The organism is Nocardia sp. NPDC046763 (genome assembly GCF_040645495.1).
GTDB lineage: Bacteria > Actinomycetota > Actinomycetes > Mycobacteriales > Mycobacteriaceae > Nocardia.
Genome location: NZ_JBEYYI010000011.1, coordinates 234,330 through 254,863 on the forward strand (window position 1 = coordinate 234,330; position 20,534 = coordinate 254,863).

17 protein-coding genes are annotated in these 20,534 nt (G+C 68.2%); 7 read left to right on the forward strand and 10 right to left on the reverse strand.

Translation table 11 applies throughout. The features are described from left to right. Positions 1-17: 17 nt before the first annotated feature. Positions 18-1,379, reverse strand: coding sequence for an NCS2 family permease (locus ABZ909_RS20295; protein WP_357001722.1), 1,362 nt, complete (start codon positions 1,377-1,379; stop codon positions 18-20). 270 nt (positions 1,380-1,649) lie between these two features. On the opposite strand from ABZ909_RS20295, the gene ABZ909_RS20300 reads away from it, so the two are divergent. Beyond that, a complete protein-coding gene (locus ABZ909_RS20300; protein ID WP_357001725.1) occupies positions 1,650-3,704 on the forward strand; it encodes an AMP-binding protein in 2,055 nt (684 codons plus the stop codon). A 3-nt stretch (positions 3,705-3,707) separates the two neighbouring features. Here the strand turns inward: ABZ909_RS20300 and glgP are convergent, their stop codons facing one another. Then, a complete protein-coding gene (gene glgP / locus ABZ909_RS20305) occupies positions 3,708-6,275 on the reverse strand; it encodes an alpha-glucan family phosphorylase (protein WP_357001728.1) in 2,568 nt (855 codons plus the stop codon). Positions 6,276-6,508: 233 nt separating this feature from the next. Between glgP and ABZ909_RS20310 the strand changes: the two genes are divergently transcribed. The 3 genes from ABZ909_RS20310 to glgB are packed head-to-tail and all read left to right on the forward strand — an operon-like array spanning position 6,509 to position 11,362. Continuing rightward, positions 6,509-7,168 carry a PaaI family thioesterase gene (locus ABZ909_RS20310; RefSeq protein ID WP_357001730.1) on the forward strand — a complete coding sequence of 220 codons (660 nt, stop codon included), beginning with the start codon at positions 6,509-6,511 and terminating at the stop codon, positions 7,166-7,168. Between the two features lie 22 nt (positions 7,169-7,190). Next, a complete protein-coding gene (locus ABZ909_RS20315) occupies positions 7,191-9,194 on the forward strand; it encodes an alpha-1,4-glucan--maltose-1-phosphate maltosyltransferase (RefSeq protein ID WP_357001733.1) in 2,004 nt (667 codons plus the stop codon). Beyond that, on the forward strand, positions 9,191-11,362 hold the full coding sequence (gene glgB / locus ABZ909_RS20320; protein ID WP_357001736.1) for a 1,4-alpha-glucan branching protein GlgB: 2,172 nt from the start codon (positions 9,191-9,193) through the stop codon (positions 11,360-11,362). The genes ABZ909_RS20315 and glgB overlap by 4 nt, the downstream gene beginning before the upstream one ends. Positions 11,363-11,419: 57 nt before the next feature. On the opposite strand, the gene ABZ909_RS20325 is transcribed toward glgB, so the two are convergent. Next, on the reverse strand, positions 11,420-12,040 hold the full coding sequence (locus ABZ909_RS20325) for a TIGR03086 family metal-binding protein (RefSeq protein ID WP_357001739.1): 621 nt from the start codon (positions 12,038-12,040) through the stop codon (positions 11,420-11,422). A 119-nt stretch (positions 12,041-12,159) separates the two neighbouring features. Between ABZ909_RS20325 and ABZ909_RS20330 the strand changes: the two genes are divergently transcribed. Further along, positions 12,160-13,521, forward strand: coding sequence for a TrpB-like pyridoxal phosphate-dependent enzyme (locus tag ABZ909_RS20330; RefSeq protein ID WP_357001742.1), 1,362 nt, complete (start codon positions 12,160-12,162; stop codon positions 13,519-13,521). A gap of 73 nt (positions 13,522-13,594) precedes the next feature. On the opposite strand, the gene ABZ909_RS20335 is transcribed toward ABZ909_RS20330, so the two are convergent. The 3 genes from ABZ909_RS20335 to ABZ909_RS20345 all read right to left on the reverse strand — a co-directional run bounded on the left by ABZ909_RS20335 (position 13,595) and on the right by ABZ909_RS20345 (position 16,208). Beyond that, positions 13,595-14,455, reverse strand: a complete 861-nt coding sequence (locus ABZ909_RS20335) for a tetratricopeptide repeat protein (protein ID WP_357001792.1) — start codon at positions 14,453-14,455, stop codon at positions 13,595-13,597. Positions 14,456-14,513: 58 nt separating this feature from the next. Beyond that, a complete protein-coding gene (locus ABZ909_RS20340; RefSeq protein ID WP_354850166.1) occupies positions 14,514-14,885 on the reverse strand; it encodes a DUF3817 domain-containing protein in 372 nt (123 codons plus the stop codon). Positions 14,886-15,023: 138 nt separating this feature from the next. Then, on the reverse strand, positions 15,024-16,208 hold the full coding sequence (locus tag ABZ909_RS20345; protein WP_357001744.1) for an acetyl-CoA C-acetyltransferase: 1,185 nt from the start codon (positions 16,206-16,208) through the stop codon (positions 15,024-15,026). 113 nt (positions 16,209-16,321) lie between these two features. Here ABZ909_RS20345 and mce point away from each other — a divergent pair, with 113 nt between their 5' ends. Then, the gene (gene mce, locus ABZ909_RS20350) at positions 16,322-16,792 is read left to right on the forward strand and encodes a methylmalonyl-CoA epimerase (RefSeq protein ID WP_357001747.1); all 471 of its coding nucleotides are present in this window, start codon (positions 16,322-16,324) and stop codon (positions 16,790-16,792) included. Positions 16,793-16,878: 86 nt separating this feature from the next. Beyond that, positions 16,879-17,850, forward strand: coding sequence for a hypothetical protein (locus tag ABZ909_RS20355; protein WP_357001749.1), 972 nt, complete (start codon positions 16,879-16,881; stop codon positions 17,848-17,850). A gap of 126 nt (positions 17,851-17,976) precedes the next feature. Here ABZ909_RS20355 and ABZ909_RS20360 read toward each other — a convergent pair whose 3' ends face one another. From ABZ909_RS20360 to ABZ909_RS20375, 4 genes are all read right to left on the reverse strand, one after another. Further along, a complete protein-coding gene (locus ABZ909_RS20360; RefSeq protein WP_357001751.1) occupies positions 17,977-18,447 on the reverse strand; it encodes a hypothetical protein in 471 nt (156 codons plus the stop codon). Between the two features lie 108 nt (positions 18,448-18,555). Beyond that, the gene (locus ABZ909_RS20365) at positions 18,556-18,861 is read right to left on the reverse strand and encodes an ATP/GTP-binding protein (RefSeq protein WP_357001754.1); all 306 of its coding nucleotides are present in this window, start codon (positions 18,859-18,861) and stop codon (positions 18,556-18,558) included. Positions 18,862-18,871: 10 nt separating this feature from the next. Then, on the reverse strand, positions 18,872-19,549 hold the full coding sequence (gene nucS / locus ABZ909_RS20370; protein WP_357001757.1) for an endonuclease NucS: 678 nt from the start codon (positions 19,547-19,549) through the stop codon (positions 18,872-18,874). 23 nt (positions 19,550-19,572) lie between these two features. After that, positions 19,573-20,295 (reverse strand): rhomboid-like protein, encoded by a 723-nt coding sequence (locus ABZ909_RS20375; RefSeq protein ID WP_357001760.1) that lies wholly within the window; start codon positions 20,293-20,295, stop codon positions 19,573-19,575. Positions 20,296-20,534 lie beyond the last annotated feature (239 nt).

Here is a 20,534-nt window from a genome sequence, read left to right on the forward strand (position 1 = left end):
ACCCCTGAGAGCCGGCCCTACTTGGCCAGGTACCAGAAGTAGTAGAGGAACACGGCCATCAGCACCCACATGACCGGATGCACCTCGCGCGCACGCTTCCTGGCCACCATGACGATCGGGTAGAACAGCAGACCCATGGCGATGCCGTTCGCGATCGAGTAGGTCAGCGGCATCATGATCACGGTGATGAACGCCGGGACCGCGTATTCCAGCCTGTTCCACTCGATTTCACCGAGCGCCCGGGACATGAGCACGCCGACCACGATGAGCGCGGGCGCGGTCACGGCCGACACATCGGCGAAGGTGGCGAAGATCGGGAAGAAGAACAGGGCGATCAGGAACCAGCCGGCCGTGGTGACCGCGGTGAGGCCGGTGCGGCCGCCCGCCGAAACACCCGCGGTGGATTCGACATACGCGGTGGTCGAGGAGGTGCCGATGATCGCGCCCGCGGCGGTGCCGACCGAGTCGGCGGCCAGCGCCTGGCCCGCGCGGTCCAGCTTGCCGTCCTTGGTCAGCAGCCCGGCCTGGTTGGCGACGCCGATCAAGGTGCCGGAGGCGTCGAAGAAGTCGACGAACAGCATGGTCAGCACGACGACCACCATTTTCCCGGTGAAGGCGTCGGGTAGGTGGACGATGGCCTGGCCGAAGGTCTGATCCAGCCCGTGCGGCATGGCGGCGACCGAATTCGGCAGCTGCACCAGACCGGTGACGATGCCGAGCACGGTGGTGCAGAGGATGCCGTAGAGCACCGCGCCGTGCCAGCCGAGCGTCAGGAAGACGACGGTCACGACCAGGCCGAAGAGCGCCAGCAAGGTGGTGCCGTGGTGGAAGTTGCCCAGGTGAACGAGCGTGGCCGGGTCGGAGGTGACGATGCCCGCGCTCTTGAGGCCCAGGAAGGCCACGAACAGGCCGATGCCCGCGCCGACCGCGAGCTTCATCTGCATGGGGATGGCTTCGATGATCTTCTCGCGCACCTTGGTGACCGCGAGGACGAAGAACACGACGCCGGAGATGAGGGTGCCCGAAAGCGCCTGCTGCCACGGGATTCCCATGTGCAGGACGACCGTGTAGGCGAAGAAGGCGTTGAGGCCCATGCCCGGTGCGAGTGCGACCGGGTACTTGGCCCACAGGCCCATGACCAGGGTGCCGAAGATGGCGGCGACGGCGGTCGCCGTGAAGACGGCCTGGAACGGCATGCCCTTGTCGCCGAGGTCACCGTGGTCGCCCAGGATCCGCGGGTTGACCGCGAGCACATACGACATGGCCAGGAACGTGATGGTTCCCGCCATGACCTCGCGTTTGAAGGTGGAACCGTGTTCGCTGATGCCGAAGTACGCGTCGACGCGCCCCTTGGTGCGTGTGAGGACGTCGGTGGTCATGTGGGGTGTCTCCAGTCGGCGGGAGGGTAGAAGGCTGCCGTGGGCACGGTACTGGTCCGGTTGGCACGATCTGTCACTGGGCTCGCGAATTGTGGGCAATCCCACCTGCCTGATCGTTGTTTTCCCGATGCCGCCAGCGCAATTGATCGGTTATTTAAATAACTACCGGCCGGTAATTTAAGCGCCTTGACCCCTATTGCCTGGAACGTTACAAATACGTATTCCGCCGGAGGTGTTCAGGGGAACCGGCCAGGCAGAAGTAGTACGCCAGTGGTAACCGATGTCATCGATGCGGTCGCGGACTTTGCGATCGACCGCCAAACGATCTGGGACGTCCTGGTCGACCCGCAGACCTACCCCCGGCTATTTCCTGGAATCGGCGCGTGCGAACAACTCGACACCGTCGATGTGCACCCGACGCTGAATATGCGCGTCGGGGGCAATGGCATCGAAATCCTGGTGCTGCGAGTACAACTGCACATCACCCGCACCGGCGAGAGCTTCGAGCTGCACTGCCCCGAACAGGGCAGCTTCGCGACCGTGCGCCTGCGCGGCGACACGCAGCACACCCGGATCTACGTCACCTACTTCAAGGCCGGGCTGGTGCATCCGCTGCCCGCGCAGCTGCCGAACTCGGCGGTGGTGGCCTGGACGCTGGCCGGGCTCAGGCGGGTGAGCGACCTGGTCCAGGGCGCGCCGTCCTCGCTCATCGTCAATGGCGAGGATTCGCGGATGCGGCTGCAGGCCGGGGTGGTCAAGCGGATGGTGGCCTCCGGCGTGGTGCGCACCTACCGGCCGGATGTGGGTCTGCGGCAGATCGGCGGACTGGCCAGGTGGGGCTTCAGCCTGGCCGGTGGCTACGCGGCGGGGGCCGCGCACTCGCCCCAGCGGCCGGCCGTCATCGACGACCGGTATTCCAGCACCTTCGACCAATTGCACGCGCGCAGCAGCGCTTTGGCGGGGGCCTTCGCCGCACTGGGGTTCGGGCCCGGCACCGCGATCGGGCTGCTGTGCCGCAATCACACCGGCATGGTCGAGTGCATGGTGGCGGCGGGCAAGTCGGGGGCGGACGCGGTGCTGCTCAATACCGGGCTGCCCGCCCGGCAGGTCGAGGAGATCGTGGGGCGGCATCGGCTGTCGGCACTGTTCGCGGACAGTGAATTCGAGCATCTGGTGCGGTATCTGCCCGCCGAGCTGCCGCGCTTCACCAGTGACGACGCGGCCCCGGATCCCGGGCGCACCACCATCGAGGAACTCATCGCCATGCGCCAGGAGCCGCCGCGCAGGCCGCCGCGGCCGGGCCGCCTGGTGGTGCTCACCTCGGGGACCAGCGGAACGCCGAAGGGCGCGCGGCGGCCGCATCCCAAGGGTTTCGGGACGGTGGCGGCGCTGCTGTCGCGAATTCCGTTCGGCACCAACGAGACCATGTTCATTCCGGCCCCGCTGTTCCACACCTGGGGGTTGGGGGCCCTGCAGATCTCCACGGCCGTCCGGGCGACGGTGCTGCTGGGTGACCGCTTCGACGCCGAGGACTGCCTGCGCCGCATCGCCGAGCACAAGGTGACGGCGTTGATCGTGGTGCCGATCATGGTGAACCGGATCCTGGATCTGCCCACGCATGTTCGCGCCCGCTACGACCTGTCCAGCCTGCGCATCGTGGCGAGTTGCGGGGCGCCGCTGGCCGGTGCGACGGTGCTGGCGTTCCTCGACGCCTTCGGCGAGATCCTCTACAACGTGTACGGCTCCACCGAGGTGTCGTGGGCCTCCATCGCCGATCCGGCGGATCTGCGCATGTCCCCCACCACCGCGGGGCGGCCGCCGCTGGGCACGAAACTCGCTGTGCTGGGCCCGGATCGGCGTCCGGTGCCGGTGGGGGCGACCGGGCGCATCTTCGTCGGCAATCACATGCTGTTCGACGGCTACACCGACGCCACCCCGCCCGACGAGGCCGACGGCATGCTCGACACCGGCGATATCGGCTACCTGGACGCCGCCGGCAAGCTGTTCGTGGCCGGCCGCGACGACGAGATGATCATCTCCGGCGGCGAGAACGTCTTCCCGCGCGCCGTCGAGGAGGCCCTCTCCCATCTGCCGCAGGTGAGCGAGGTCGCCGTGGTGGGCGTCCCGGATCACGAATTCGGCCAGCGCCTGGCCGCTTTCGTGGTCAAACGCCCCGGCTCGGGCCTCGACTCCGACATGGTCCGCAACTACATCCGCCACCGCGTCAGCCGCTTCTCCGTCCCCCGCGACGTCACGTTCCTGGATGCGTTGCCCCGCAACCCCACCGGGAAGATTCTCAAACGCACGCTGATCACGCCCACCTGATCGTCAGGGGCTGGGCGTGGCGATCAGGCCGAGTTCGGCATCCGCGGCGAGGAGCGGGTGGTGCGGGAGAATGCGGATCGTGTATCCGACGGCGCCGGACAGCGGGACCGGCGCCTGGGTGGTGAAAATGTCGGCGCCGGAATCGGTTCCGGCGTGGCGCATGGGGAAGGTGTGGACGTGGGTCAGGTCGTCGGTGGGTGAAACCCGGCCGATCACGGCCTGCACGCTGACGTCGGCGGGGGTGAGGCCGCCGAGGTCGATGCGGGCGCGCAGGTCCAGGTCTGCGCCGATGACCAGGGTGTCGGGCCGGCCGGAGCTGTCCACCTGCAGGACTTTCACTGTGGGCCAGGCGGATTCGACGCGGCGACGGTACACCGACAGGTCCTGCGCGCCCTTGAAGTCGTCGGCGGACACCGCTTCATAGGCCGCGGCGGCGGGCGCGTAGTAGTCGACGGCGTAGTCGCGAACCATGCGGGAGGCCAGCACCTTCGGGCCCAGCGTTCGCAGGGTGTGGCGGACCATTTCCATCCAGCGGGCCGGCACGTCGTCGTGGTCGCGGTCGTAGAAGCGCGGCAGCACAGCGCGTTCCAGCAGGTCGTAGAGGGCCGAGGCCTCCAGGTCGTCGCGGCGATGCTCGTCGCCGACGCCGTCCGCGGTGGGGATGGACCAGCCGTTCTCGCCGTCGTACATCTCGTCCCACCAGCCGTCGCGGACGGACAGGTTGAGGCCGCCGTTGAGGGCCGACTTCATCCCGGAGGTGCCGCAGGCCTCGAGCGGGCGCAGCGGGTTGTTGAGCCAGACGTCGCAGCCCCAGTACAGGTAGCGGGCCATGGACATGTCGTAGTCGGGCAGGAAGACGATGCGGTGGCGCACGGCCGGATCGTCGGCGAAGCGGACCACCTGCTGGATGAGCGCCTTGCCGCCCTCATCGGCCGGATGGGATTTGCCGGCGACCACCAGCTGCACCGGGTGCTCCGGGTCGAGCAGCATGGCGCGCAGGCGTTCCGGGTCGCGCAGCATGAGGGTGAGGCGCTTGTAGGTGGGGACCCGCCGGGCGAAGCCGACGGTCAGCACGCCCGGGTCGAAAACCTCGTCGATCCAGCCGAGTTCGGCGCTGGCGGCGCCGCGTTCGAGCCACGAGTCGCGCAGCCGGCGGCGCACCTCGTCGACCAGGATGCCGCGCAGGGCATTCCGGGTGGACCACAGTTCACGCAGGTCCACATCGCACAGCCGCTCCCAGCCGCGGGCCTCCTCGACCAGTTCTGCGCCGATGAGTTCGCGGGCCTTGTCGATCCATTCGCGCGCGGCCCAGGTGGGGGCGTGCACGCCATTGGTGACCGAGCCGATCGGGACTTCGCTCGCGTCGAAACCCGGCCACAGCGGCGCGAACATGGCGCGGCTGACCTCACCGTGCAGCTTCGACACGCCGTTGGCGCGCTGGGCCAGGCGCAGGCCGAGGTGGGCCATGTTGAACACCGACGGATCGGCCTCGCGCCCCATGGCCAGGATGCGGTCCACGGAAACACCCGGCAGCACCGGTGATTCCCGTTCGCCGTGCGCGCCGCCGAAGTACCGGCGCACCAGGGCGCCGGCGAAGCGGTCGATGCCCGCGGGGACCGGGGTGTGGGTGGTGAAGACCGTGCCGGCGCGGACCGCGGTCAGAGCGGAGTCGAAATCCATTCCGGCGGCCATGAATTCGCGAATGCGCTCGATGCCGAGGAATCCGGCGTGGCCCTCGTTCATATGGAAGACGTCGGGATCGGGCAGGCCGTTGGCGCGGGTGTAGGCGCGCACCGCCCGGACGCCGCCGATGCCGGCCAGGATCTCCTGCTTGATGCGGTGGTCCTGATCGCCGCCGTAGAGCCGGTCGGTGACGGCCCGAAGTTCCGGGTCGTTGTCGGCGATATCGGAGTCCAAGAGCAGCAGTGGAATCCGGCCCACCTGGGCGATCCACACCCGGGCCCGGAGCACCCGCCCCTCGGGCATGGCCACGTGCACGAGCACCGGCGCGCCCCCCTCGGTGAGCAGCCGCAGCGGCAGCCCCATCGGGTCCAGGGCCGGATAGCGTTCGGCCTGCCAGCCGTCGGCGGTCAGCGACTGCCGGAAATAGCCGGAGCGGTACAGCAGTCCGACGCCGATGAGCGGCAGGCCCAGATCCGACGCGGCCTTGAGATGATCGCCCGCCAGAATCCCGAGTCCGCCCGAATAGTTGGGCAGCACCTCGGTGACGCCGAACTCCATGGAGAAGTACGCGATCCCGCGCGGCCCGCGCTGCTGCTTCTGGAACCAGCGGGGGCGGTCCAGGTAGTCCTGCAGATCGGCCGCCGCGGCATCGACCCGCCGCACGTAGCCGTCGTCTCCGGCCAGCTCGTCGAGCCGGGCCGCGGGCACCTCCCCCAGCATCCGCACCGGATCGTGCCCGACCTCCACCCACAGGCGGGGATCCAGCTCCGCGAACACATCCTGGGTGGGCCCATGCCACGACCAGCGCAAATTGGTCGCCAGCTCGGTCAATGCGGACAACCGCTCCGGCAGATGGGCTCGAACGGTGAATCGACGCAATGCCTTCACGGTGCTTATTCTGCCCTCCGCTGCGCTCCGGGCGGGTTCGCGGCCCCCAGGTCTCGATTCTTCCCTCCTCCAAGGCGCAGGTCCATGGAGCCGTTCGCTGCTCCGCTCCGAGCCGGAGGTCTATCGAGCCGCGGTCCAGAATCGAGATGGCCGCGAACCATTTCGCGCATCTGATGCTGGTCAGGACATCCCCCGCGCGGAGCATCTTGCCGGCAACCGATAACGTGTTTCACATGAGCGAGCAGCAGATCGAGGCGGTCGAGGGACAGCCCACCCAGGAGCATCACGAGGGCGGGTTCCGGCCGATCCGAGAACTGGGCCGCGACAACACCAAGGGCGGAGTGCACTACGGGGAGTTCATCGACCAGGTGCGCGGGCTGATGGACCGGGTGCGGCTGGCCGACCCGTCCGACGCGCTGGCGCTGGATGTGATCGCCACTCTGAAGGAGCTCAACGACAAGCTCGACGCGGCGGTCGTCGACGAATGGGACGCACCGCCGTGGCATCGCAACGACCTGCCCGCGCGCGGCAACATCACGCTGCCGCCGTTCGAGGTCGACGCGGCGGGCAAGGACGGGGTGCGGGCCCGCATCACCTTCCGTACCTTCCACCTGGGCGGCAACGGTGCCGCCCATGGCGGCCACATCGCCCTCGGCTTCGACGACCTGCTCGGCATGACGGCGGCGCTGTACACCAGGCAGGCCACCCGCACCGCCTTCCTGCACGTCGACTACCGGTCCATCACGCCGCTGAACACCGAACTGGTGCTGCGCGGCTGGGTGGAGCGGCAGGAGGGCCGCAAGGTGTTCGTGCGCGCCACCCTGCACGACGGCGACCGGCTGTGTGCCGAGGCCCACGGCCTGTTCGTGCTCCTCAAGCCAGGCCAGCAGTAGCCACTCCGGTAAGTTCGAGGGCGTGACCGGCCGCATCGCCATCGATGACACCGCCCCCGTGATTCCCGGCGGCCGGCCGTCCAAGGCCGTGGTCGGCGAGGTCGTCCCCGTACGAGCGGTGGTCTGGCGCGAGGGCCACGAGGCGGTCGCCGCCACGCTGGCGGTGCAGGCCCCGGGTTCGGCACGCACACAGCGCATTCGCATGAGCCCCGAGTACGAGCCGGACGTGTTCAATGCGGTGTTCACCCCGACCATGCCCGGGCGCTGGACCTTTCGGATCGAGGGCTGGAGCGATCCCCTCGCCACCTGGCGGTCCGGGGTCGAGGCCAAGCTCGCCGTCGGTCAGAGCGCCGTCGATCTGGCCAATGATCTGGAGACCGGGGCCCGGCTGCTGGAGCGGGCCGCGCTCGCGGTCCCGAAGCGGCAGTGGGAGATCCTGCGCGCCGCGGCCGCCGCGCTGCGCAGCGACGCGCAACTGCCAGCCCGGGTCGCCGCCGCCTTCGGCGCCGAGGTCGGCGCGATCCTGCGGGCAACGCCGTTGCGGGAGTTCGTGACTCACGGACCGTTGCACACCGTGCAGGTGGAGCGGCAGCGGGCGCTGGTCGGGGCCTGGTACGAATTCTTCCCGCGGTCGACCGGCGGCTGGGACGCCGAGGGCCGGCCCGTGCACGGCACCTTCGCCACCGCCGCCAAGGATCTGCCCCGCATCGCCGCCATGGGCTTCGACGTGGTGTACCTGCCGCCGATCCACCCCATCGGCACGGTGAATCGCAAGGGGCCCAACAACTCCCTGACCGCCGAGCCCGCGGATGTCGGCTCGCCGTGGGCCATCGGCTCGGCGGAGGGCGGGCACGACGCCGTCCACCCGCTGCTGGGCACCGAGGCCGACTTCCTCGACTTCGTCGCGGCCGCACGGGAATTGGGCATGGAGGTGGCGCTGGACCTGGCGCTGCAGTGCGCGCCCGACCATCCGTGGGTGGCGGCGCATCCGGAGTGGTTCACCACGCTGCCCGACGGCACCATCGCGTACGCGGAGAATCCGCCGAAGAAGTATCAGGACATCTATCCGCTCAATTTCGACGACGAGCCCGACGGGCTCTACGCCGAGGTGCTGCGGGTGGTGCGGCATTGGATCGGCCTGGGCGTCACCGTGTTCCGGGTCGACAATCCACACACCAAACCGGCGGACTTCTGGGAATGGCTGATCGCCGAGGTGCACCGGAAGAATCCGGAGACCATCTTCCTGTCGGAGGCATTCACCCGCCCCGCGCGCATGTACGGTCTGGCGCGCCGCGGATTCAGCCAGTCCTACACGTATTTCACCTGGCGCACCCACAAACACGACCTCGAGGAATTCGGCCGGGAATTGGCCGCCAAGGCCGATGAGGCGCGGGCCAACCTGTTCGTGAACACCCCCGACATCCTGCACGAGAGCCTGCAGCACGGCGGGCCCGGCATGTTCGCGATCCGCGCGGTGCTGGCCGCGACGCTCGGGGCCACCTGGGGCGTGTACTCGGGCTTCGAGCTGTACGAGCACCAGGCGGTGCATCCGGGCAGCGAGGAGTACCTGGATTCCGAGAAATACCAGCTGCGGCCACGCCGTTTCGCCGAGGCGGCCGCGCGCGGGGAATCCCTGGAGCCGTGGCTGACCCGGCTCAACGAGATCCGGCGCGCACATCCCGCACTGCAGCAGGTGCGCTGCATCCACTTCCATTACGTGGACAACGATGCGCTGCTGGCGTTCTCGAAGTTCGACCCGACCACCGGCGATGCGGTGCTGGTGGTGGTGAACCTGAACCCGTTCGGCGCGGAAGACGGCATGGTCTCGGTCGACCTGCCCGCCATCGGCCGCGAATGGCACGACCGGCCGACGGTGTACGACGAGGTCACCGGCGAGGAATACCACTGGGGCCAGAGCAATTACGTGCGTCTGGACCCGGCCCGGGCGGTGACCCACATTCTCGCGCTGCCGCCGGTGCCGGCCGCCGCGCGCACCGAGCTCGCCCATCGCCGATCGTTCCGATGAATCGGCGCGACCTCCTGCTGCTGGCGGCGGGCACGCATCCCGATCCGCACACCGTGCTGGGGGCGCATCCGCATCCCGACGGGACCGTCATCCGGGTGCTGCGGCCGCACGCGGAGACGGTCGCGGCCCGGATCGGCGGCGTGGATCATCCACTGGCGCACCGCGAGCACGGCGTGTTCGAGGCCGTGGTGCCGTTCCCGCAGCTGTGGGACTACCGCCTGGTCACCTCCTATCCGGGCGGGCGCACGGTGGTGGACGCGGACGGTTACCGCTTCCTACCCACCCTCGGTGACGTCGATCTGCACCTGCTCGGCGAGGGTCGGCACGAGCGGCTCTGGGAGGTGCTGGGCGCGCACCCGAAGCGCTACCGCACCCTCGACGGCGAGGTGTCCGGCACCGCCTTCGCGGTGTGGGCCCCGAACGCGCGGGGCGTGGCGGTGATCGGGGATTTCGACGGGTGGAGCGGAAACACCGCCCCCATGCGCAAACTCGGCGATTCCGGGGTGTGGGAGCTGTTCCTGCCCGGCATCGAGGCGGGGGCGCTGTACAAGTACCGCGTGCACGGGGCGGACGGACGCACCGTCGACCACGCCGATCCGATGGCCTACGCCACCGAGGTCCCGCCCGCGACCGCGTCGGTCGTCACCGCGAGCGAATTCGCCTGGGGCGATACCGAATGGCTGCGAGCGCGGGCCCGCACCGATCCGCTGCGCGCGCCTGTCAGCGTCTACGAGGTACATCTGGGTTCGTGGCGGCCGGGCCTCGGATATCGCGAGATCGCCGAGCAGCTGGCGGAATACGTGCTCGCCCAGGGCTTCACACATGTCGAGCTGCTGCCGGTGGCCGAGCATCCCTTCGGCGGCTCCTGGGGTTATCAGGTCACCTCCTATTACGCGCCGACCGCCCGCTTCGGCTCCCCCGACGACTTCCGGTTCCTGGTGGATCACCTGCACCGCAGTGGAATCGGCGTCATCCTCGACTGGGTGCCCGCGCACTTCCCGCGGGACGAGTGGGCGCTGGCCAGATTCGACGGCACCGCCCTCTACGAGCACGCCGATCCGCGCCGCGGCGAGCAACTCGACTGGGGCACATACGTTTTCAACTTCGGCCGCCACGAGGTCCGCAACTTCCTGGTCGCCAACGCACTGTACTGGGTCGAGGAGTTCCACATCGACGGCCTGCGCGTGGACGCCGTGGCCTCGATGCTCTACCTGGACTATTCCCGCCCGGACTGGGAGCCGAACATCCACGGCGGCCGCGAGAATCTGGAGGCCGTCGCGTTCCTGCAGGAGATGAACGCGACCGTGCACAAGCACCATCCGGGCGTGCTGACCGTGGCCGAGGAGTCCACCACCTGGCCGGGGGTCACCCGCGCCACCGAGGTCGGCGGCCTGGGCTTCACCATGAAATGGAATATGGGCTGGATGCACGACACGCTCGGGTATCTCGCCCACGATCCGGTGTACCGGGCCTGGCACCACAACGAGGTCACCTTCTCGCTGACCTACGCCTGGAGCGAGAACTACGTGCTGCCCATCAGCCACGACGAGGTGGTTCACGGCAAGGGGACGCTGTGGACCCGCATGCCGGGCGATGATTTCGCCAGGGCGAGCGGGGTCCGCGCGCTGCTGGCCTACATGTGGGCGCATCCGGGCAAGCAGCTGTTGTTCATGGGACAGGACTTCGGTCAGTTCCGGGAGTGGGACCACGATCGCGGACTGGATTGGCACGAGCTGGAAAACCCACTGCACCAGGGCATTCAACGGCTGGTCGGGGACCTCAACCGGTTGTATGCCGCCAATCCCGCACTGTGGAGCCAAGATACGTCGCCGGGCGGCTACTCCTGGATCGACGCCGACGACCGCGACAACAATGTGCTGTCGTTCCTGCGCTACGGCACCGACGGATCCATTCTCGCCTGCGTCTACAACTTCTCGGGCCGTCAGCTCAGCGGCTATCGCATCGGATTGCCCGGACCCGAACCGGATTCGTGGTACGAGGTGCTGAACACCGATGCCATCGGCTACGGCGGCAGCGGCACGGGCAATGCCGCCGCGATCGCCGCCGAGCCCGTGCCCTGGCACGGCCGCCCGGTGTCGGCCGCCCTGACCCTCGCACCGAACAGCGCCCTCTGGTTGTCGACGACGCCACCGGCCGGCACCGGGTAGGACGCCCGGTTCCCCACCGGACGGGAGTGGGGAACCACGCGTGGGAGAGCTCCCCGATCACTCCGGCCAGCCGGGCGAGCGCCCCAGCACGGCGAGGATCCGATCCAGCCCGGACGCCTCCGGCGCGGTCACCTCGGGCGCGAACGATGCGCCGGGCCGCTCCCGATGCGGACCGCGCGGCACCGCCTCGGCCACCGGCAGCCCCGCACCGAGAAGATCCGCGTCGAATTCCACGGTCTGCCCGAGCGCCCGCGCCACATCCCAGGCGTGCACGATGTAGTCGATGAAGTGAAAGCTGATGGCCAGCGGCGCGGGAATCACGACGCCGTCGCGGACCTCCGGCAGCGGGAACTGCCGTTCCAGGATGCCCGGCTCGGCGAAGGTGGCCAGCACATGCTCGGCCGCCGCCCGGTATTCACCGACCGGATCGTCGCCGAGCGACTGCGGCTTCCACAGTGCGAGATCGCTCTCGCCGCGGGCGGCGGCCGCGAAGCCGTAGTGCTGAACGATCATGTGCTCCAGCAGGTCTCGCAGTGTCCAGCCCGCGCAGGGCGTGGGCGCGTCCAGGTCGGCGATGGCCAGGCCCGCCACCACCTCGATGCTGGTGCGTACCGCGCGGGCGTCCAGCGCGAGCAGTTCGGTTCCCGCGGCCAGCAATTCTTCGTATGTGCTTATCATACGCGCTAGCTTACTAATTTCCGCGCGGCCGCGACAGTGATAATCCGGCGAATTCCACACCAAGGGGTTCGCTGCGGGAGCAGTCTGGACAGACAGTTGTTTCGAGCCGGGAGGGTCTTGTGGACGAGCGCACCAAGATCACACTGGACGAATCCGAGATACCGAGGCGTTGGTACAACGTCATCCCGGACCTGCCCGCACCACTGCCGCCCCCGCTGCATCCTGGCACCGGACAACCGGTCGGGCCCGAGGATCTGGCCCCACTGTTCCCGATGGAGCTCATCCGGCAGGAGGTGAGCGGCGACCGCTACCTCGACATTCCGGACGAGGTCATCGACGTCTACCGGCTCTGGCGGCCGACGCCGCTGTTCCGGGCGCGACGGCTGGAGAGGGCGCTCGGCACCCCGGCCCGGATCTTCTACAAGTACGAGGGCGTCTCCCCCGCCGGCTCACACAAACCGAATACCGCTGTGCCGCAGGCGTTCTACAACGCCGCCGAGGGCACCCGGCGGCTGACCACCGAGACCGGCGCGGGCCAGTGGGGCAGCGCGCTCGCCTTCGCCTGCGCGCAGTACGGCATCGACTGCGAGGTGTGGATGGTGCGCGCCTCCTACGATCAGAAGCCGCACCGGCGCACGCTCATGCAGACCTGGGGCGCGACCGTGCACGCCAGCCCTTCGCCGATCACCGCCGCGGGCGCGAAAATCCTTGCCGACCATCCGGATTCACCCGGCAGCCTGGGCATCGCCATCAGCGAGGCGGTGGAGGTGGCCGCGGCCGATCCGACAACCCGCTACGCGCTGGGCAGCGTGCTCAATCATGTACTGCTGCACCAGACCGTCATCGGGGAGGAGGCGCTGAAACAGTTCGCCGCGGCGGGTGAACGCCTGCCCGATCTGATCGTCGGCTGCACCGGCGGCGGCTCCAACTTCGCGGGACTGTTCCTGCCCTTCCTGCGCGAAAAGCTAGCGGGCCGAGCCGATCCGGTGATCCGGGCCGTCGAGCCCGCCGCGTGCCCGTCCTTCACGCGCGGCATCTACGCCTACGACTTCGGCGATACCGCCGGCTTCACCCCGCTGATGAAGATGCACACCCTGGGTCACGACTTCATCCCCGATCCGGTGCACGCGGGCGGCCTGCGATACCACGGCATGTCGCCGCTGCTGTCACACATGTACGAGCTCGGATTGTTCGAGGCGGTGGCGAAGCAGCAGCGCGAATGCTTCGCCGCGGCGGTCACTTTCGCGAAGGCCGAGGGCATACTCCCGGCCCCCGAGCCCTCCCACGCCCTGGCCGCCGTCATCGAAGAGGCCAAGCGCTGCACCGAATCAGGTGAAGAGAAGGTCCTGCTGACCGCCCTGTGCGGCCACGGCCACTTCGACATGACCGCCTACGAGCGCTATCTCGCAGGCGAAATCCCCGACTTCGAACTCCCTCAGCCCCGTATCGACGCCGCCCTCGCCGGCCTCCCCACGGTCTGAACACGATCAGGGAGCTCTCACTACGGGATTCCGACCGGAATCCCCGCGGTGAGAGCTCCCTGATCTTCAGTCGTCAGTAGAGGGCGGCGGCGAGCTTGCGGCGAGCGGCGACCACGATGGGTTCGGCGGGGTCGAAGAGTTCGAAGAGTTCGAGCAGGTGGGTGCGGGCCTTGGTGCGGTCGTCGCCGGCGGTGCGCTTGACCTGGGCGACGAGGCGGTCGAAGGCGGCCTCCGGTTCCTGGTTGAACATCTCCAGGTCCGCGGCGGCGATGGCGGCGTCCAGATCGGCCGGGTCGGCGTCGGACTTGGCGACGGCGGCCGGGTCGAGATCCTGTACGCGGGAAAGGAATTGGACCTGACGCAGGGCGGCCTTCGCCTCGGCGTTGTTCGGCTCGGCAGCCAGGATTGCCTCGTACGCGGCGACCGCATTGTCGAATTCGCCACGCTCCAAGGCCTCTTCGGCGGCGACGAAGCGGGGATCCTCGGGAGCCTCGGGCTCGGCGGCAGCGGTCTCCGCGCCGACGCCGGGGAGCTTGCCGCGCACGGCATCCACCACGGCGGCGATCCACTGGGTCACCTGCTCCTCGGGCTGGTTGCCGGTGAAGTCGGCGAGGGGCTGGCCCGCGGCCACGGCGACCACGGTCGGAATGCCCTGCACGCCGAAGGCCTGCGCGATGCGCATATTGGCCTCGGCCTCGACGGTGGCCAGATCCCAGTCACCACCGCTCCGGCCGACCAGCTGCTCCAGCAGCTTCACCAGCTCGATGCTCCCGGGGCTGCGCTGCGAGTACAGTGCCACCACCACCGGCACCTGGGTGGAGCGCCGTAGCACTCGATCCTCGAAATTGGCCTCGGTGACGGCATGGTCACCCGGGACATCTCCCGCGGCGGCGGCCGGCTGCTTGAGAGCGGACAGGTCCACCGCGCCCGACATGGCGGCGGCTGCGGCGGCGGAGGGACGGCGTGCAGGTCGAGTCACGACATCCAGTTTGTCACGAACGTGCGGCGGCGGGTGCCGCGGCTTGGCTCAGTTCACCCAGCTGACCGGAGTTGATCGCCCACCGCTCGAAGAACACGGACGTGAACGGGACCACAGACGACAGCAGCGCCAGACCCGTGGTCTTGCCCGGCCATTCGAACTCGCGCGAGGCCAGCAGGCAGTTGATGGCGTAGGCCAGGAACACGATGCCGTGCAGCATGCCGAACACCATCACCGGCCACTTGATCGGCTGATCGGCGATCCCCAGCGCATCCGCACGCTTCAGGGCCGAGCCGATGAACAGCAGCACCCACGAGGGCACCTCGAGCAGGCCGAAGAAACGCACGCGCTTAGCGACCGTGGACAGGTCGAACAGATCACCCATGGCAACCATTCTGCCCGATGCCTACGACGCCCTGTAGTGGACCTGGTCACATCTGGGACGGGCGCGCTGGATTCCTGGTATGAGAACCGGAACAGCCCCGGCTCACGAGCCGGGGCTGTTCCCCATGAGCAGTTGCTCCTACTTCACGCGGACGATGAGGGCGTCGCCCTGACCGCCGCCACCGCAGAGCGCGGCCGCGCCGACACCGCCGCCGCGGCGCTTCAGCTCGAGCGCCAGGTGCAGCACGATGCGGGCGCCGGACATGCCGAGCGGGTGGCCGATGGAGATGGCGCCGCCATTGACATTGACCTTCTCCGGGTCGATGCCGAGCTTGCGGGTGGAGGCGATGCCGACCGCCGCGAACGCCTCGTTGATCTCGACCAGATCCAGGTCGGCGGGCGAAATGCCTTCCTTGGCACAGGCTTTGGCGATGGCGTTGGCGGGCTGGTCCTGCAGGGTGGAGTCGGGGCCGGCCACGACGCCGGCCGCGCCGATCTCGGCGATCCAGCTCAGGCCCAGCTCCTCGGCCTTGGTCTTGGACATGACGACAACCGCGGCCGCGCCGTCGGAGATCTGGGAGGCGGAACCGGCGGTGATGGTGCCGTCCTTGCGGAAGGCCGGGCGCAGCTTGCCCAGCGACTCGGCCGTGGTGTCGGCGCGGATGCCCTCGTCCTCGGCGAACTGGATCGGGTCGCCCTTGCGCTGCGGGATCGAGACCGGGGTGACCTCGTCGGTGAAGACGCCGTTCTTCCAGGCGGCCGCGGCCTTCTGGTGCGAGGCGGCGGCGAAGGCGTCCTGCTCCTCGCGGCTGATGGCGTCGGCGTCGTTGCGCTGCTCGGTGAGCGCGCCCATGGCCTGGTCGGTGAAGATGTCGTGCAGGCCGTCGTAGGCCATGCTGTCGCGCAGGTTGACGTCGCCGTACTTGTAGCCCTCGCGGCTCTTCTCCAGCAGGTGCGGGGCGTTGGTCATGGACTCCTGGCCGCCGGCCACCACGATCTCGTACTCGCCGGCCCGAATCAGCTGGTCCGCCAGCGCAATTGCGTTGATACCGGACAAGCAGACCTTGTTGACGGTGAGCGCCGGGACATCCATCGGAATACCGGCCGCGGCCGCCGCCTGCCGGGCCGGGATCTGGCCCGCGCCCGCGGTGAGCACCTGGCCCATGATCACATAGTCGACCTGCTCGGGCGCCACCCCGCCCTTCTCCAGCGCCGCCTTGATGGCGAACCCGCCCAGGTCGGAGCCACTGAAGCCCTTCAGCGATCCGAGCAGCCGGCCCACCGGGGTGCGCGCGCCGGAGACGATGACGGAGGTGGTGGTCACGATGAGCCTCGCTTACGTCGTATGGTGACTGCTCCGCCAACCATCGGAGCCGTACTCAAAGGTAACGTGCGGCGCTCCGGCGTCCTTCCGAGGGGCGCGCTACCGTCACTGGTGTGAGCAACACAGAGCAGACCGAATTCATCCCGTCGGAATACGTCACCGCCGTCGATCACGTCGGAATCGCTGTGCCAGATCTCGATTCGGCGGTGGCCTGGTACCGGGACAATCTCGGTATGGTCGAGACGCATCGCGAGATCAACGAGGCACAGGGCGTGCACGAGGCCATGCTGTCCGTGCCCGGCACTCCGGCCGGCTCGGTCGCTCTGCAGTTGCTGGCTCCGCTCAACGAGGAGTCGACGATCGCGAAATTCATCGACCGAAACGGGCCCGGCCTGCAGCAGCTCGCGTATCGTGTGACCGATGTCGAGGCTGTTTCCGCGCAACTGCGAGACCGGGGCTTGCGTTTGCTGTACGCAGAGCCGCGCGGCGGCACCGCTGGTTCCCGCATCAATTTCATCCACCCCAAGGATGCTGGCGGTGTGCTGATAGAACTCGTCGAACCGGCGGCTAAAACTACCCACTAGTACCGCGTTCCGCCCTCCTAAAGAGGGCGTAACAACATTCGCGGTCGGGTCACCATCGGGTGTCGTCAGGCTGTAGTTTGTGGGTCATGTCGTCCACTGAGCCCGATCGTAATCGCTTCGTCGCGCTGCCCTTTACCGTTGTGCGGAAGGGCTATGACCGTGACGAGGTGCGTAACTACTTCGACCGTTTCGATGCCGAGCTGAGGGTCACCGCCACCGACCGCGATGCCGCCGCAGCCCAGGCCCGCAACCTGGCGGCCCAGCTCGAGGATGCCCGGGACGAGATCGACGAGCTCCGTAAGGAGGTCGACCGGCTCTCGGTGCCGCCGACCACCGCCGAAGGCATGTCCGATCGCATCTCCCGCATGCTGCGTCTGGCCTCGGATGAGGCCTCCGAGGTCCGCGCCCAGGCGCAGGCCGAGGCCGCCGAGATGATCTCGATTGCGGAGCAGCAGGCCACCGAAATGCGTGGGAAGTACGAATCGCTCCTCTCCGAGACCAAGGAGAAGCGCGAAGCGCTCGAAATCGAATTCGAGCAGACGCTCGCGAACGCCCGTTCCGAGTCCGCCAAGATCGTCGAAGCCGCCAATGCCGAGGCCGACCGCCTCACCAAGGAGTCCGAGGCCAAGCGCAAGTCCACCCAGCAGGACTTCGAGGTCACCATGGCGGAGCGGCGCACCAAGCTGACCCGCGCCATGGAGGAGCTGGAGGCCACCTCGCGCGCCGAGGCCGCCCAGCGCATCAAGGACGCCACCGACGAGGCCAACCGCCTTATCACCTCGGCGACCAACACCGCGGATCGAAAGATCGCGCACGCCAAGGAACTTGCCGAGGAGATGCGTGTGCTCCGCGGCCGTGTCCTGGCTCAGCTGCTCGGCATCCGCGGCCAGCTCGACTCGGTCCCGGCCATGCTCGCCGCCGTCAATCGCGAGAGCGAACTGCTCGACGGCGCACCGGAACAGCGCTCCATCCAGAAGGGCGGCCGCAAGGCCATCGCCGACGCTCGCGAAGATGACGAGATCATCGACGAGCGCGAGAACGCCGACGTTTCCAGCTGATTCACCGACCGGGCGACAACCCGCATCCGTTCGAAGGCCGCTTTCCCTCCGGGGGAAGCGGCCTTCCTTATGCGTATCGGCAAGTCATCCTCGCCTGCGCCCGGAAACCTGTGGCGCAGTACGGGATCAGGACCCGCTGGTCGACTTGCACTGCATGGCCGCGCTGCCGGTGGTCGGACACGGCGTAGACGGCAGCACCGTGACATTCACGTCCCTGACGATCGTGCTCAGGACCGATCCATCCGGGTTGTGCTGTGTCGCGACGATGTGATGCGTGCCGAGAGTAGTGGGCTTGAAGTCGATCACGCTGTTGGTCTGCGAGACCGAGTTGGAATAGGTGACACAGCTACCGGTTGTCCCGGGGCTGCCGGGCAGCGCCGTCCCGTTGTCGGTGAAATAGACCTGCGGCGCAACAGGATTGCTCGCCGGATTACAGGTGATGGTCGCGTTGATGTTCCACGTATTGACGTCTCCCACACCGGAAGTCGTGTGCACGACCATATCGGTGATATCGGCTGCGGCGAGGGGGCTGCCCGCCATGCTCACGGCGACCGCCGCGAATGCGCCGAGCGCCGAGCCGATTCGGCCAGAACTCATCCCGAACTCCTTGTTAAACGCCTGTCCTCAGTTCGGTCGAGCCTAGATACTCGTGCTTGCGCTGCGCTGGCAAAACAGCCGGGACCAGTCCCCCCAATTCCGGGGGGGTCAGGACCAACGGCGGGTGATCGTGCGGGTATTGCGGCCCTTCCAGCAACCGGTGTGCCAGTGGCGGCGGTCGTCCTCGCCGCCATAGGCCGCCCAGGCGACGATATGCGGTGTGCCCGGCGGGATGACGTGGTCGCAGCCGGGACAGCGGTACGGCTTGGTGGCACGGGTGCCGGGGACCGTGCGGACGACGAAGGCCTCATCGGTCCCGGGACCGTGCTCGGTGCGGCCGAAGACGTCGCCCAGGGGGCGCGGGTCCGTGTGGGACCGCGCCGAGTCCTTGGGGCGGGGTTTCCGGCGGGGCATGGTATCGAGGTTAGAACAGCCGGAATTCGTCGGAGTCCGTGCCGCGCAGGGCATCGTAATCCAGCGTGACGCAACGGATACCACGATCGGCGGCCAGGGTCTTGGCCTGCGGCTTGATCTGCTGGGCGGCGAACACGCCGGCGACCGGAGCCAGCAGCGGATCGCGGTTGAGGAGCTCGAGGTAGCGGGTGAGCTGTTCGACGCCGTCGATCTCACCGCGGCGCTTGATCTCCACCGCCACCGTCGCACCGTCCGCGTCCCGGCACAGGATGTCGACCGGACCGATGGCGGTCATGTACTCGCGGCGGATCAAGGTGTAACCGGCGCCGAGGGTTTCGATGTGCTCGGCCAGCAGCTCCTGCAGATGCGCCTCGACGCCGTCCTTCACCAGACCGGGATCCACGCCGAGCTCGTGCTTGGAATCGAGCTCGATGTCCTCGACCGTGATGCGGAGTTCCTCACCGGCCTTGTTGGCGACCACCCAGAGTTGGCTTGTCTCGGAATCGGTTTCCCGTTCCTCCAGCCAGCACGGCGGACTCATCCAGTTGAGAGGCTTGTAGGAGCCGCCATCGGAATGGACCAGCACCGAGCCGTCGGCCTTCATCATGAGCAGACGACGGGCCATGGGCAGATGGGCGGTCAGACGGCCAACGTAATCGACCTGGCAACGAGCAATCACAAGGCGCACCGGTCGAGTCTAGTGACCGGGCATCAGCCCAGCAGCATCAGGCAGGCAAAAACGGAACCGCCCGCCAGCAACAGGTATTCCGGCACATTCAACGGCCGCACCGTCCCGCCCTGCCGGTGGATCGTCAACCGCCCGATGCCCAGACCCAGGCACAGCGCCAGAAAGTGACCCACATTGGTGAAGGTGTGCCAGAGCACCACCCCACCCAGCGCGAACGCCAGCCAGGTACTCGCCCACACCCACCGGCGATGCGGCGGCAACACCGCGACCAGCGCACCCACCACGGCCATCGCGCCATAGCTGACCCCGACGTCCTCGGCCATGGCGATACTGCCCGGCACCAGCTGCGACTGCACCGCCACCCATAGGCCCACCGCCACCAGCAGGGTCGCGCCGACATGGCCGACGAAGAAGGTGTGCACAAGCTTCACTGTCCCGAATCGCCGCTCCGCCAAGGCGAGCAGGCAGGCCAGCATCGGCACGATCAGGAACACCGTCGCCGCGCCCTCACCCACCAGGAAAGCGCTCGAGAACAGCGTGCCGAGGCGGCCCCTGGTCAGATTGTGCAGGTTCGTGCTGGCATGCAATACGATTCGCGACTCCCGCGGCGCGCTGACCATGGTCAGCGCCACGGCGCCCAGCAGCAGCACACCCACATAGCTGTAGGTGGCGGGCAGCCACAGAGCAGCCCACCGGAACCGGCGGGCCGTGTCGGCCGGCCGCTGTGGCGCGAGCTGGTGAATCATGCTGTCGATCATTGCCTTCCGGCCCCCATCGGAACTGCTTGTCCGCTGCGAGCTTCCTGTGTATCCATACCCTATCCATATGCATCCGGGATACACGCACCGTACCCCGGATACGCGAAAGGCCCCCAGCATCAGCTGGGGGCCTTCGCGAAGGATGTTCCGGCGGTGTCCTACTCTCCCACACCCTGTCGAGTGCAGTACCATCGGCGCAGGTGGCCTTAGCTTCCGGGTTCGGAATG

Coding starts and splice junctions, on each gene's coding strand:
- ABZ909_RS20340 (WP_354850166.1), bottom strand. CDS start 14,885: ATGGGTGATCTGTTCGACCTGTCCACGGTCGCTAAGCGCGTGCGTTTC.
- ABZ909_RS20295 (WP_357001722.1), bottom strand. CDS start 1,379: ATGACCACCGACGTCCTCACACGCACCAAGGGGCGCGTCGACGCGTAC.
- ABZ909_RS20325 (WP_357001739.1), bottom strand. CDS start 12,040: ATGATAAGCACATACGAAGAATTGCTGGCCGCGGGAACCGAACTGCTC.
- ABZ909_RS20360 (WP_357001751.1), bottom strand. CDS start 18,447: ATGAGTTCTGGCCGAATCGGCTCGGCGCTCGGCGCATTCGCGGCGGTC.
- ABZ909_RS20365 (WP_357001754.1), bottom strand. CDS start 18,861: ATGCCCCGCCGGAAACCCCGCCCCAAGGACTCGGCGCGGTCCCACACG.
- ABZ909_RS20375 (WP_357001760.1), bottom strand. CDS start 20,295: ATGATTCACCAGCTCGCGCCACAGCGGCCGGCCGACACGGCCCGCCGG.
- ABZ909_RS20355 (WP_357001749.1), top strand. CDS start 16,879: ATGTCGTCCACTGAGCCCGATCGTAATCGCTTCGTCGCGCTGCCCTTT.
- ABZ909_RS20310 (WP_357001730.1), top strand. CDS start 6,509: ATGAGCGAGCAGCAGATCGAGGCGGTCGAGGGACAGCCCACCCAGGAG.
- glgB (WP_357001736.1), top strand. CDS start 9,191: ATGAATCGGCGCGACCTCCTGCTGCTGGCGGCGGGCACGCATCCCGAT.
- ABZ909_RS20335 (WP_357001792.1), bottom strand. CDS start 14,455: ATGTCGGGCGCGGTGGACCTGTCCGCTCTCAAGCAGCCGGCCGCCGCC.